Source organism: Verrucomicrobiia bacterium, assembly GCA_035629335.1.
GTDB lineage: Bacteria > Patescibacteriota > Saccharimonadia > Saccharimonadales > Saccharimonadaceae > DASUUR01.
Genome location: DASPIB010000001.1, coordinates 947,763 through 961,153 on the forward strand (window position 1 = coordinate 947,763; position 13,391 = coordinate 961,153).

General features: G+C 43.7%; 15 protein-coding genes and 4 tRNA genes. 4 read left to right on the forward strand and 15 right to left on the reverse strand.

Annotated features, from left to right (window positions below; all coding sequences use genetic code 11):
* Positions 1–5: 5 nt before the first annotated feature.
* From VD907_05195 to thrS, 4 genes are read right to left on the reverse strand one after another with little or no spacing between them, the layout of a single operon-like run.
* Positions 6–605 carry a transcriptional regulator gene (locus VD907_05195; protein ID HYG84246.1) on the reverse strand — a complete coding sequence of 200 codons (600 nt, stop codon included), beginning with the start codon at positions 603–605 and terminating at the stop codon, positions 6–8.
* Between the two features lie 45 nt (positions 606–650).
* On the reverse strand, positions 651–1,529 hold the full coding sequence (locus VD907_05200; GenBank protein HYG84247.1) for a tRNA (adenosine(37)-N6)-dimethylallyltransferase MiaA: 879 nt from the start codon (positions 1,527–1,529) through the stop codon (positions 651–653).
* On the reverse strand, positions 1,499–1,822 hold the full coding sequence (locus VD907_05205; GenBank protein HYG84248.1) for a methylated-DNA--[protein]-cysteine S-methyltransferase: 324 nt from the start codon (positions 1,820–1,822) through the stop codon (positions 1,499–1,501). The genes VD907_05200 and VD907_05205 overlap by 31 nt, the downstream gene beginning before the upstream one ends.
* A gap of 4 nt (positions 1,823–1,826) precedes the next feature.
* A complete protein-coding gene (thrS, locus tag VD907_05210; GenBank protein ID HYG84249.1) occupies positions 1,827–3,635 on the reverse strand; it encodes a threonine--tRNA ligase in 1,809 nt (602 codons plus the stop codon).
* Positions 3,636–3,897: 262 nt separating this feature from the next.
* On the opposite strand from thrS, the gene VD907_05215 reads away from it, so the two are divergent.
* Positions 3,898–3,974, forward strand: a tRNA-Val gene (locus VD907_05215).
* A 494-nt stretch (positions 3,975–4,468) separates the two neighbouring features.
* Positions 4,469–4,759 carry a hypothetical protein gene (locus VD907_05220; GenBank protein ID HYG84250.1) on the forward strand — a complete coding sequence of 97 codons (291 nt, stop codon included), beginning with the start codon at positions 4,469–4,471 and terminating at the stop codon, positions 4,757–4,759.
* A gap of 19 nt (positions 4,760–4,778) precedes the next feature.
* On the opposite strand, the gene VD907_05225 is transcribed toward VD907_05220, so the two are convergent.
* The 4 genes from VD907_05225 to VD907_05240 form a co-directional block, all read right to left on the reverse strand.
* Positions 4,779–6,413: a glycosyltransferase family 2 protein gene (locus tag VD907_05225; GenBank protein HYG84251.1), complete on the reverse strand. Its 1,635-nt coding sequence runs from the start codon at positions 6,411–6,413 to the stop codon at positions 4,779–4,781.
* Positions 6,410–6,781: a hypothetical protein gene (locus VD907_05230; GenBank protein ID HYG84252.1), complete on the reverse strand. Its 372-nt coding sequence runs from the start codon at positions 6,779–6,781 to the stop codon at positions 6,410–6,412. Before VD907_05230 ends, VD907_05225 begins: the two co-directional genes overlap by 4 nt.
* 23 nt (positions 6,782–6,804) lie before the next feature.
* Positions 6,805–6,879, reverse strand: a tRNA-Gly gene (locus tag VD907_05235).
* A 1-nt stretch (position 6,880) separates the two neighbouring features.
* Positions 6,881–6,956: transfer RNA gene (locus VD907_05240), tRNA-Thr, on the reverse strand.
* A 113-nt stretch (positions 6,957–7,069) separates the two neighbouring features.
* Between VD907_05240 and VD907_05245 the strand changes: the two genes are divergently transcribed.
* A tRNA-Asp gene (locus VD907_05245) sits at positions 7,070–7,146 on the forward strand.
* Positions 7,147–7,372: 226 nt separating this feature from the next.
* Here VD907_05245 and VD907_05250 read toward each other — a convergent pair.
* The 6 genes from VD907_05250 to VD907_05275 form a co-directional block, all read right to left on the reverse strand.
* Complete coding sequence (locus tag VD907_05250) at positions 7,373–7,951, reverse strand: hypothetical protein (protein ID HYG84253.1); 579 nt, start codon at positions 7,949–7,951, stop codon at positions 7,373–7,375.
* Positions 7,952–7,969: 18 nt separating this feature from the next.
* Positions 7,970–8,194 carry a hypothetical protein gene (locus VD907_05255; protein HYG84254.1) on the reverse strand — a complete coding sequence of 75 codons (225 nt, stop codon included), beginning with the start codon at positions 8,192–8,194 and terminating at the stop codon, positions 7,970–7,972.
* 10 nt (positions 8,195–8,204) lie between these two features.
* Entirely contained in the window at positions 8,205–9,278 is a 1,074-nt protein-coding gene (locus VD907_05260) for a peptidylprolyl isomerase (protein ID HYG84255.1), read from the reverse strand.
* The gene (locus VD907_05265; protein ID HYG84256.1) at positions 9,226–9,744 is read right to left on the reverse strand and encodes a PH domain-containing protein; all 519 of its coding nucleotides are present in this window, start codon (positions 9,742–9,744) and stop codon (positions 9,226–9,228) included. The genes VD907_05260 and VD907_05265 overlap by 53 nt, the downstream gene beginning before the upstream one ends.
* A 172-nt stretch (positions 9,745–9,916) precedes the next feature.
* Entirely contained in the window at positions 9,917–10,423 is a 507-nt protein-coding gene (locus VD907_05270; protein HYG84257.1) for a nucleoside-diphosphate kinase, read from the reverse strand.
* 27 nt (positions 10,424–10,450) lie between these two features.
* Positions 10,451–11,245 (reverse strand): undecaprenyl-diphosphate phosphatase, encoded by a 795-nt coding sequence (locus VD907_05275; GenBank protein HYG84258.1) that lies wholly within the window; start codon positions 11,243–11,245, stop codon positions 10,451–10,453.
* Positions 11,246–11,324: 79 nt separating this feature from the next.
* On the opposite strand from VD907_05275, the gene xerA reads away from it, so the two are divergent.
* Complete coding sequence (gene xerA / locus VD907_05280) at positions 11,325–12,260, forward strand: site-specific tyrosine recombinase/integron integrase (protein HYG84259.1); 936 nt, start codon at positions 11,325–11,327, stop codon at positions 12,258–12,260.
* Here xerA and VD907_05285 read toward each other — a convergent pair.
* The gene (locus VD907_05285) at positions 12,250–13,389 is read right to left on the reverse strand and encodes a hypothetical protein (GenBank protein HYG84260.1); all 1,140 of its coding nucleotides are present in this window, start codon (positions 13,387–13,389) and stop codon (positions 12,250–12,252) included. The two genes, xerA and VD907_05285, sit on opposite strands and share 11 nt — an antisense overlap.
* Positions 13,390–13,391 lie beyond the last annotated feature (2 nt).

Here is a 13,391-nt window from a genome sequence, read left to right on the forward strand (position 1 = left end):
TTCTCCTATTTCTGCTTCTCGGTTAATACACTGTCGGAATCAAGCACTATCGTTGACTTGCCACTGAGAATCTCATTTATAAATTTATCCTTTACGCTCATACGGTAGTAGAAATCTTCATAAGACATGACTGTAAAATTAAGAACGCGTCCCTCCTCTTGCTCTAGCTCATGAATAAATTTCTTCACCTGATTTTTATTCAGTGAACCAACAAGGAGAATATCTACTGGACTTGTCGAATTCTTTACAAAACTGCCACTTAGAATAGCTACTCGAACGTCGCCCAGCGGCTTTAATCTCGCCGCCCAATCATTGGCCTCGAGGGCTGCGGCCGCCTCGGACTCTAACTTACCGTCCGAGAATATTTGTTTCAGCGGCGCGTAATAAGTATACTTCTTATTCACTTCGTAGTAGAGTTTATTATCAATATTATCGCTCTTAATAATACCGATGCTCAGCATGTTAGCCAGCTCACGTCGCACAGAATTTATTTGTTCATCAATTTTACGTGTTATTTCACGTACGTAAAAAGCCCTGTCTGGATTATTCAAGAACAAGTGCAGTAATTTTACCCGAGTTTTAGAGCCAAACAATGCATCAATCATATTTTTTACTTTTTGAAACCTATAACCCTTTTATCATAACATATCCTATTGCTTCTTGCGATCGAGGATACCTGAAATGTACTGCCGTGCTTCTTCCCAGGATAACCACCGAATATACTGATTTCTCCGAAACCACGTCATTTGGCGCTTGGCTAACCGCCAATCTAGAGTTATAAACTTTTCCTTTGCCTGATCGATGCTCATTTTCCCTTCAGTAACTTGTCTCAATAAAGGATAGATGTTGCCCGTCATTGCTTCAATCTCCCAGCCATATCTTTCTGCAATTTTTAGAGCTTCTTCTACAACATTTTCTGAGAAAATTTTTTGCGCACGCTGCTCAATTCTTTTGCGCAACATCGTTTTATCCATTGATATTCCGACAACGAATATTCCCTCTTGCATTGTGTCTTTTCTCTGTCGGTTTATCCCATTCTGCTCAATCGCGCGTATAAGATGTCGTTTGTTTCTAAAATTAGTCGGTAATTCAATGTTGTTATACTTGCAATACTCAATTAATTCTTCAAGGTTTTTCTTTTCTAGCATTTCACGCATTTTACTGTCTGATTTTGATGTAAAATTATAGTCAAATAGCCAAGCATCGATGTACAATCCGGTGCCACCAACGATGAACGGAATTTTGCCACGTGCTTTGATATCTTTAACTACTTGTTTTGCGCTGGACTGAAAATCAGCTGCAGTGAAAGTTTCGTCTGGATTCCTGACATCAATTAAATGATGTCTTACTCGAGACCGCTCTTCGAGAGTCGGCTTAGCAGTTCCGATATCTAAATAACGGTATACGGTACGAGAATCAGCCGAAATAATCTCGCCGTCATATTTTTCAGCGAGCTCTAGCCCAAGAGCGGTTTTGCCGCTGGCTGTTGGACCCACAATTACAATTGTAGGGATGTTATCTCGCGCCATCGGATGTCCTCAAAATTTTCAATTTTATAGTTTATCACTTTTATGCCCTCTTGCTTAAGAAGCTGTGCATGAATCTCCATACCTCCCCAGAAACCACGAGCCATACTACCAGACCGATTAACCACTCGATGCCAGGGCAATTTGCTTGGACCAAAATGTGCTATCCGCCCAACCACCCGTGCCGCATAAGGGTGGCCGGCGACCGCAGCAATATCCCCGTAAGTCGTTACTCGGCCCTTCGGTATCCTTGCGACAATCGCATAAACCTTATCTCTAAGCAAACGATTCGGCATGATTTTATAGACTAGTTAAATAGGCCGGTAATTCAGTAAGTGCAATTGTCTCTTCTTTATCGCGTAGACGTATACTCACTTGCTCCGCACTCACGTCTCTCGGGCCCACAATAGCCAATACTGGTACTTTTTGTTGTGTTGCCTCTCGAATCTTCTTGCCAAGCGATTCATTTCTATTATCGATAGTGTATCGAAGCTCGTTATATTTCACAGGCTGGCTCAAGTAAATGTCCTTAAATAGAGTTGCTATATTGTCTACATAGTCTTTTACTTCATCGTTAAGGGTTAGCACACGAACCTGCTCTGGAGCGAGCCAGAACGGTAGCCACCCTCCCGTATGCTCAATATATACTGACATAAACCTCTCAAGCGAACCTAGTAGTGCTTTATGCATCATGACGGGTCGCTGCTCAGAACCATCCGCCGCCGTATAGGTCAATCCAAAGCGTTCAGGACCGATAAAGTCAAGCTGCTGAGTGGCGCACTGCCACTCTCGCCCTAATGCGTCAGTAACGAGGATATCAATTTTTGGGCCATAAAAAGCAGCTTCACCTTCGGCTATAAAATAATCAAGCTTAAGCTTCCTGGCAACACCTTCAACGATTTGCTGTGATTTTTGCCACAATTCTTCATCCCCCAGATAGGCGTCAGAGCTGTCGCGGAAACTGAGGCGAGCTCGAAACTTCATATCAAACTGTTTGTAGGTATTATTGATCATAGACATGATTGCTGTAAATTCATCTTCAATTTGTTCAATTGTACAAAACACATGTCCATCATCGGTCGTCGAAGCGCGAACACGACTCAGACCATGAAGCTCGCCAGCTTTTTCATCTCGATATACAACTCCATTCTCCATGTATCTGATTGGCAGCTCTTTATAACTTCGGGGCCGGCTGGCGTAGATTTGAATATGATGAGGACAGTTCATTGGCTTCATCATGAATTCATCGTCAGATTCTTCGCTGGTAACTATAAAACGCTCTGGATATTTCTCGTAATGCCCGGAGGTCTTGTAAAGCCCTATCTTGGTAATATGAGGAATTGTTACCTTTTGATAACCGTGCTGCGCCTGCATTGTTTGAGAAAAGTCTCCCAATAGATCCCTGACAATTGTTCCACGTGGGGTAAACAGCGGCAATCCAGCCCCCACTAAATCAGAGAAAGCAAACAGATCCAACTCTTTCCCTAATTTACGATGATCGCGTTTTTTAGCTTCTTCAAGGAGGCGCAAATGCTCCTCAAGCTCAGCTTTTGTTCCGAAGGCAACTCCGTACAGCCGTTGCATTTGTGGGTTAGACTCTTTACCACGCCAGTATGCGCCCGCTACCCTGAGAAGCTTAAACGCCCCCGCTTTACCCGTGCTTGATAGATGGGGTCCACGACATAAATCAACAAAGATACCGTTCTTATAGAATGAAACTTTATCAACAACACTCTTACCCTCTGCTGGTATGCCCAGCTCTTGCGAGTCTAATTCGCGAGCAATGGTGGTACCAGCTCTTTTAAGGTCATTGAGTAATTCGAGCTTATAGGGCTGATCATTGTCTTTTGCCCATTGCACCGCTTCATCAATCGGTAATTCAAAATGCTCAAAGGGCTGATTTTGCGCAATAATTTTCCGCATCTGGCTTTCAATTCGTTTAAAATCGGTTTCAGAAATTTTCTCTTCGCCTAAATCAATATCGTAATAAAATCCATTTTCAACCACAGGTCCCACACCCAGTTTAGCTTGTGGCCACATTTCAAGAACAGCCGCTGCCATTATGTGGGCCAGGCTGTGACGCATTGCATAAATTTGATCTTCCTGCATCCTTTACTCCTTCTACATTTAAAAACGTGCATGGAGCGCATTCGAATCTCGAATATACTACATGCACGTCTCGGACCCATTACGGGCGGTTCCACCGGACTTCCTGATTTCTGATCAGGCACTTATGAAATAACGTTATCGTAGTCATTACTCCCACGGAACTCAGCGGGCGGTTAATCCGCTTCGTCGTTCAAGTATAGAATAATATTTCGTATCAATTATTGCAAGACTTTCGGGTGTTTGGTATGCTATCTAAAGTTACGGGCGATTAGCTCAGTTGGCTAGAGCGTCACATTGACGTTGTGAAAGTCAGAGGTTCGAGTCCTCTATCGCCCACCAGGATATCATTCTGAAAGGGACCCATGCGGGTCTCTTTCTTTTATTCACACCCTAGTGATAGTTTTCCACACGACATATCTCCAAAATTTTATAGTTGTTACATCTTCAATGATATATGTCCTGAGATCGTATTCTCATAAATGATATAAGTATAAAATTGCTTATACTTGCATAATTATAGATAGTATGATAATATAATATTTATGAAAAAGAATATTAAGCATTCTTCTGCATCTCAGTTAGAAAAGTTTACTCTTTACTACGAATATCTTCCCCAGAAACAGACTTCCAAAAGAAAATAATCCACATTTTTTACTGGTTTTCCACTAGTATTTATTATAGCGATATGACAATATATATACATGATTTGTATAAAATGTCATCATAACACGGCGGTAATAAATTCGCGTCCGCATAAAAAGACCCCACAAGTCTGGCGACGAAGGATGTGCCAAAATTGCGGGCATAACTTTACGACATATGAACGTATTGCCGTGACGGAGGAAATCAAAATTAAATCCAAAGATAAAACACTGTCTAACTACAATCCGGGTATGCTGCTCCAAAGCATACTAAAAAGCTTTGCACATCGATCAGACGCGGCCAGCGATAGTTATTGGCTAATGCAGTCAGTTGAAGATAAGCTTGCATCGAGTCAGTTACTCGAAATAGAGATTGATGAACTGCAGCGACTAATCTTTTATACAGTTCACAATTTTGATAAGCTCGCAGGCATGCAATATGCTGCGCAACATAATGTCACCCACTTACTGAAAAAGCCGTAATTGGGTCTAGGCACGCAAATTATCTATTCTTAGATTTCTTATCGGATACAACGGCTTTATCCGTTACGTCAAACTTATCAAGGTACTTACCAAATAGCAGCCGGGTCTGTGAGTAAAACCCAGTCGCAGCCGAGTAACATATCGCAGTAATGGGCATAAGAAGCCACTGGAGCACCATGAATATCGTTCTACGGCGTTTGTAGCGCGCAGGACGCGGCGGAAGCATCCTCAGCGACCAAAACACGGTAACAAACAGGCCAATCAATGCAAACTGCTGTATGCGGCTTACGATGACTGGTAGTTCATGGGCAATAATACTCCGGGCAGCTTCGTGATTTAAGAACAACGGCACCCAAGCACCAAATGCCACGATTACAGGCACGCTCGCCCAGGTTACATGGCCATCCAGTAGCCGCATGAAACGTGCAAGGCTTGGTAGTAGCGGCGCCTTATTGTTTTTATGAAAGATTCTAGTTGCCACATATGCCACATCTGAAGCGCCATACGCCCACCTTCGAAGCTGAATAAATTGTGCTTTCAACGTTTTGGCATATGTATCAGAGAGCACAGCGTCTTGGTATATCGGAACATAGATCGGCACTACACTATAGTCACCATCAAAATAAAAGTAGCTCCGCCAGTACTGATGCCCGTCCTCTACGATTGTCCTCACACTCCAGAAATCCATTTCGACCAATGCTGCCATGCCTTGCGAATGGGCTGCAAAGTTCCGGAGTGAATGTGGTCGTAATGAACTTATTATATTCCAGAATGAGTTGCCTGCCGCCAATACGCGCATCGGTGCAGGTACGTCCCAAATATTATTCAAAAAGAGGGCGATCGGCTGAAAAGCCAGCTTTAACCTGTTTGGGTTCACTATGTATTCATAGGTCACGTATGAAAAGTAAGTCGAATGAGGGCGATTGTCACTATCGAGCGTTGTAATTATAACCTGTTCATACTTTATGTTCTCTTTTGGTAGCTGTTCTTTTAAGAACTTGCCTGCATAGGTAATATTTCCACCCTTGCCAATCACTTCACCGGGCATGTCCTTTGGATGCTTCACTAAGTAGCATTTGTAGAATTTATTACTATATTTTTTAAAGAGTTCTTCAACGGTTTTTTGAATCGCCTGACCGCCGCGCTCTTCGTAAGCCAATACAAGAATCAATCTTGAAGCATCATAGTCTGTTGCTAGCAATGATTGAACAGTTGGCTCAAGTACATCTATGCTTTCATTGTATGTTGCTATGATAACAGCGTTATATAATTCAGAGGGCTTGGGGTACCAATCCGGACTTGCCGCTAATGATTCTAAATTTCTTTTATGGATATGCGCATTCCAAGAAGTATCGTCTTTGTACTGCCCCAATGCTTGCTGGGGGTTCTCGAGATCGTCTAGACGAGCCCTCCAGTCAACTTGCTGTGCCCGCTGTAGGGTTTGATAGCCCTGAGTCGTGCGGAACGCGATTGCGATCGCTCGAACAGCCAAGGTAATAACAATCATGATTAAATAAATGGCTGCCCATAACGGGTTAAACAAACTCAATATAATAAGCAGTGCGACTGAACCATAGCTTAATAAAGCTGGCAGCATTTCAAAGAAACGATATGCCCTCGTGCGTTTTCCGAGAGGTATTTCAATATCGGTCATTGTGATAACGACACTACCTTAAATAAAGCAAAAGCAGTAAAATAGCTCGTTACAATAAAAGCCACACCCAGCCACATGAATGCAACCGCTAATTGACGGCTCTTATGGATATATAACCGCATGGCAATTAATAAATGTGCGACTAGTATTACTAATCCCAGAGCCGCAAAACCAATAAGGTAGTACCACTTATCCCTGTAGAAATTAGTCAAGCCGAACGCGGAGTATCGCACTGGCAGCTGCAAATCACTTGGGGCAATCTGGAACGCAATCGACACGACATAACCTACTGCGAGTAGGAATAAAATAACCAGCACCACAAGAAAGGCGCGATCATGAACTATTTGTTTAATTGCTTGTTGAAACATTGTATTTAGTATAACACCTATTCTGGTGCGGGTAGAGAGAATCGAACTCTCCTCTTGACCTTGGGAAGGTCACATAATAACCACTATACGACACCCGCATGGAGCCGCTGACCGGATTCGAACCGGTGACCTACGCTTTACGAAAGCGCCGCTCTACCAGCTGAGCTACAGCGGCGGAATAACATACGTATTATAGCATTCCTCACTTTCATTGAGAAATCGAACCGAAGGGATTGTCAGTAGTACAAAAACCTGCTATCATAGTCAGGTCTTAAGTATGGATAATTTGGGCTCGTAGTGAAGAGGCCTATCACGCCTCCCTGTCACGGAGGAGATCGCCGGTTCGAATCCGGTCGGGCCCGCCAAGATTGGTCCTGCCTGAGACAATATAGCAAGTAAAAGTGGGCCTGGGTGTTAGGCCACTTTTTGTTATTCAAGCTCTATTGCAACCACTGCTCTTTGTAGCATCGCTAGCACTACTCTAATTTATGCAATAATTGCCTTCTCTCGCCATAGTCGTAGTTATAGCGCGCTAAAGCCTCAATACCTTCAACCTATAGAAAAATCAATTCACCAGCGTTAGAAAAGATACTACCGCAGTAGATGACCGTACTCAGCTTTATCAAGCGACCTTAGCTTTTCAAGTGGCAAAGTAGCTATTCGCTCCTGATTATGCCTATTAAGCCAATCTTGCAGTGTTTCAAGCTTGGCACTTGGAGCAAAAATTCCTTTAATTGCTTCAAGCGGAATTATTCCTTTCACTTCAACATCATGTCGCACTCTTGAACCAGTTCCTTCCATGACTGTATTTGAGGGTATGAGGTTTGAATCAATACTATAAACAACGGGAAAGAAATCTTGTTTTTCAAATCTATGCTGATGCTGTAGATACGCTCGAGCTTCGGCAATTATACCAAGCATATGGTCTCGCATTGGCGACTCTGGAAGCGCTTCGTACACATCCGTAGAAAACCCAGCTATCTCTGCTGCATTCTCGGGAGTGACATATTCATAACTAGCATATAGATCGACTCTTTTTTCAGCATATCGGATAGTCTCACCAGCCCGAGTCCAGGGTACAATGTGCATACCTTCACGCTTTTGCGGCTGCGAGTGGTGCTCAAGGCCAACAGCGACAATGCCGAGTTGTCGATGTCTACTGGTAGGCACGAGCCCATGTTCTACCGTTCATTCAAGGCTTAATGAGGTAGCTCCATGAAGGCTATCGATATGGTGCTTTATCAATATTTCGACAACTTCTGGCGATTTCTCGGCAAATCCTTCCGCTTGCCATATTTCCCATCGATGCGCGGCTGAGTCATCTTCAGCCATAGTCATAAAAATTCTTGAACTAGTTAATTCACTTAATCCTCTAGTCAGGTATTGCTCAGGTAATGCCTTTCCAGTTTCCATAGGACTTCGATTATTGCAGCGTAGCTGATTCTTTTGCTATGCCGATGTATTCTTGGAGGTTTTTTGTTTTTTTAGTTTCAAGCAACTGTGTAAATTCTGTCAAACTTACTTTGATTCGCGCGTATCGGACCCGTTTCTCGTCTGCCTCAAGTAACTTAATAATGTAATAACCGTCAGTGCCTTTAATAATATCAGATACCTGATTGACCTTTAGCGATAGCGCCGCTTGTACAAGTCCATTCTGATCTTGGCTCGACCGAGCAACAAAACCAACATCACCGCCGTTATTTTTAGTTGGATCATCTGATGTATCTTTTGCAACTCTAGCAAAATCTTCTCCTCTCTCGAGGTGTGATCTAATTTCTTCCACCCGCTTCTTGGCGGCGGCATCAATAGCAAACGAAACTTCCCGCTTTAATAGAGTGTTTCGAACAATCGACTTATACTCATCGAGTGACCAATCGTAGAATTCGCGCAGTACGGACTGTTCATATGCTTCTTCAGAGAGAACGGTAATCTGAGCCTGTCTTTCTTTTGTAATAAAAGCGTTAATCTGCTCCGAATCAATAGTGATATTCCGTTCCCGCGCAAGTTTTTCAACAAAGGCTCCTGTAACAGCTTGGTCAAGAGATTGACGCTTCAAGTGTTCGATTTGTCGCTTTCCATCGTCGGAATTAATATTGATCATGTTCTGTTTCTGCAAAAAATGCAGAGAGCTACGAAAGCGCATTAAATAGTCGCTATACCTCACCTGTTCGCCATCAATTGTCGCTACCGGTACAGGTACGATCTGCGTAAAGCGGTAAAAGAACCCGCTCGTGTTTTGTGCTGGATACAGCTGCCACCAACAAAGAAAAATAATTATCAGTAAGCTGGTAATACTTATAACTATTGTATTTATTACAAGCTTATGACGCGCGTATTGTACTGGGTACTTAAATTTTCGTCCACCTGCTAGAATACGTTCGCGGTGTTCCGCCACCGTTTCGTTTGTTATACGCGAAGGCTTCTCTTCCTTCTTGCGTTTAATTTTAGATAGTATCTTCTTCATGTAGTTGCGCCTCCGCTGTTGTTGGCGTTGCATTATTTACTGCATCTTGCAGAGTGCTGTATATTTTGTCAGGGTGATGGATTTTATCAAGGATGAGATCTCCCACATACGTTTGCAGAACGATGGTCCCAAACCCTAGTACTTCACCAGTAAAACCAGGTATATTATAGCTGATATTTTGGACTTTTGACAATGTTACATCAATTATATTCTTACCAAATAGACCGTGTTGCACCGTTTGCCGGAGACGTTGGTCGGTGAGAATGTACACGGTAAAATACCAGCCCACCCATTGGTAAAAAAATAACATGAGCCCAAGCAGAAAACCTCCTAGGGCTATCCAAAGTGTTTCAAGGTAGCCTGGCCAGATTAATGTCGGTATTGCACTGAGCGCAAACGGAATAAGCAGCATATAGAAACCCTTTCTTAAAGCAATTGGATGCTTACGAAAGACTAATATAACCTCTTCCCCTTCGCGCTGACCTGCAAATTCTGCCATTTTTCTCCTTTTGGTACCCCGGATAGGACTCGAACCTACAACCTCTCCCTTAGGACGGGCTTGCTCTATCCAATTGAGCTACCGAGGCGTGCTATGGACTTACTATACCGCACTTTATAAGCCTAGGAAAGCTGGGTCCGTAAGATTAGGACTCACGGACCCAGCTTCGTTTCTATTTTCGCTTCCCGTGCGTGAAAGCTTCGTGAACAGAAGCGTAATCAAAAATCTCTGATTCAGAAAACCAATGAGAAATTTCTCTCTCTGCTTCTTCAGGATCGGCCGAAGCATGCATGATGTTCGGAATAGCACGGCCAATTGTGTTTGCGTGGTTGTAACTCATATGTGCATAATCTGCACGCACTGTTCCTGGTGCTGACCCTTTTGGCTCAGTTGAACCGACCATTTTTCGCACAACTTCGATCGCCTCTACCCCCTCGAGGACAGCCGCAATAACTGGCCCTTCAAGCATTGAGGTAACCGTAGCATCAAAAATCTCATCACCCTTACGCGTTTTAAGCGTTCCAATCGTTTCGTAGTGTTCGTAGTAATGCTCACGACCAGGGTACAGCATTTTCATGCCGACAATCTTTAGACCAACTTTTTCAAAACGAGTTAAAATTTCGCCAACAATACCACGTGCGACTGCATCAGGCTTAAAAATAATTAATGTCTTTTCCACTTATAAATCCTTACGTGTTAATTGCCTCTATTGTAACAGAAGAAACACTGCTAGGACGAGAGCAATTATTATTCTATAGATGCCAAACACCTTTAAGCTATTCGTCTCGAGGTACTTCATTAAAAACCCAACGGCCAATAATCCTGAAATCAGTGCTACGACATTACCCATAACAAGCTGTGGCAGATGTTGCACCGCATAGAGTCGATCTGATTCCTTTATGAGTAGTTTAGTGATAACACCAAGCATAATTGGGATTGATACTAAAAAGCTGTACTCAGCCGCTTTGCGGGCATCAAGTCCCATTAATCGGCCAGCGATAATAGTCGATCCCGAACGCGATACTCCAGGCACTAGAGCTGCTACTTGAGCGAGACCAATCACCAATGCGCGACTTTTCGGCAGGTTTTCTCCGTCTGTTATGTGTGATTTCTTTGGCAGCTTCTCAAGCACAATCATAATGGTACCTACCACAACTAAGGAAGCGATCACTACCCATACATTCGTAAAAAAGGGATGGCTTGAAATTATATCTGACAGCGTGAATCCCACAACACCTGCGGGAATAGCGGTTATTACCACGTTCCGTAGTAGTTGAAAGTTGCGCTCGATTACTACGTCTCTAATTGCAGCACTAATGCGTTTACGAAAATAGATCAACAAGGCTAAAACAGTACCGATATTTATGTATTCGATAAATAAATGGTCAGGGTTACCGCCAAACAGGTACTGTCCAATTATTAAATGCCCTGAGCTCGAAACAGGAATGAATTCTGTAAGTCCTTGGACTAAACCTAGTACTATTGCTTCAAAAATAGTCATATTGCTCCATTGTACGACGAAGCCTTAAAAAAGTCATGCTTATGTCGTAAAATAGTGACTTTAGCGGTATGATAAGAGTATGTATGTATCCGAATTAATAGTCGATTTTCTTGAGCATCTCGAGGTTGAACGTGGTCGGTCACAAAAAACAGCCGAGAACTACCACTTATACCTAATGCGCTTGGTTGAATTTGCTGGCGATATTAAAGTTTCCGAGATTAACGATGAAATGGTCAGAAAATGGCGGCTATGGCTCAATCGATATAAAAATAACAACGATGACGATCTAGCTACTATTACCCAAAGTTATCACTTAATAGCACTGAGAAGCTTCCTAAACTACTGTGCAAAAAGAAATATTACAACACTTGGACCTGAAAAAATTGAACTTCCAAAAGTTAAACGACGACAAGTCACCTTCTTGAATGAGCAAGAAGTTGAACGATTGGTAGAGGTAATCGATACGTTGTCAGAAGCGGGTCTGCGCGACCGTGCCCTGATCGAACTCTTATTTTCAGGCGGACTGCGGGTCTCTGAACTTGTGGCATTAAATCGCGAACATATAAATAGTGAGCGCCGGGAGTTTACGGTGCGAGGAAAAGGCCAGAAAGATCGACCCGTCTTTATAAGCAGCAGAGCGGCAGGATGGATCGCGCAGTACATGCAAACGCGCCATGATTCGCTGCCCCCCCTATTTATATCGTACGGCGGTCGCCACAAGGCCGACCAAACCGGCAATTATCGCCGACTGACTTCACGAAGCGTACAGCGCATTGTATCGCACTACGCTCGCTTAGCTGGCATTACGAAGCATGTTTCACCCCATACCATGCGCCATAGCTTTGCGACCGACCTTTTAATGAATGGGGCCGATTTAAGAAGTGTTCAGAGCATGCTTGGCCACAGCAGTATCAGTACCACACAGGTCTATACGCATGTCACCGACCACCATCTGCGTGAGGTGCACGAGAAATTTCACGGTCGCAACATGGCCAGCGACAGCACTACGGCTTAGATGGCTGACAGGCGCCTTGATTTAAGACTTCTGCTGAAATAACAAAACTTTTACAAATATCGCTGGTGGTTTCTAAGGCACTTTCTGGATAATTGCCCGTGGCTTCGTCAAAACGAATACGACTTTCCACCCGTCGGAAAACATCGTTTGCTCGACCTGTTGAGTCCACTAGCGGCTGCACCCCGTCAAAGTCGACATTGCCGTCGTTGAGCTTCAGCTGAAAGGTTGCCCCTTTATACAATGGTGTAATCCGTAAAAAGGCAGATTTATCATTAGTCATAGCTAAACTTCCGGTGAGGAGCAGTTTTGCAGAACAGGCATATCCGCTACTTTCGGTGGTGCAGGTAATATTAATCGGCTCGTTTGGGCTTTTGCGAGCGTATCGCGTAAATGGCACCTGATTGTCCGCCGCCCCTCCACTTTGTACCGGATACAGAAACAACGTACTTGAACCATCTTCGAGATCTTTTTGAGTAAATCCGGCCTTCTTAAATTGAATCAGCTGTACACGCATTACTGGTGGTGTTGCATTGCCCCACTGCTCGGCTGCAGGGAAACCTTCATTAGTGGCCGGAATTTCGAATGGTGTGCCAGTTGCAAGTCCGGCGTCTTTTGCGACAAACCAGTCAATAGTGACTGCATTAAAGTTCGCCACACCGTCAATCGGCACAAGATCACTGGTATTGGCTTCCAGCTTACGTGTGTAATCTTTGGTGTTTAATCGTATTTTGACACAGGTATAAGCTTGGTTAAGATCGGCGTCTTGTGCAGATGACTGCACGCTGACTGCCCCTTCGTCATCTAGTTCTAGCCCCAAGTCGGCAGCGAGCGGCCCAGCTAGTGTATCGCAGCGGTCGGCTCTAAAGGCATTTTTGTATTTGTTACATTCGGCACCCGTTGGGTCGCGTTCACAACTTCGTCGATACTGAATAAGCGCGCGCTTCGCATCTTCTACACCTGCTTCTGCTGAGTCAAAGGCGCTTTGTGAGAGGTCATTAGTAACCGCTTGCTGCTGCTCTTCCGTTGTAATTCTTACGAATCCTAACGTAATAACACTTAGCAAAAGTGCAAAGAAGATGACCAAAAAGAGAGAAACTGCCCCTGACTGTTTTCCTGTTGTTTTTTTCACTT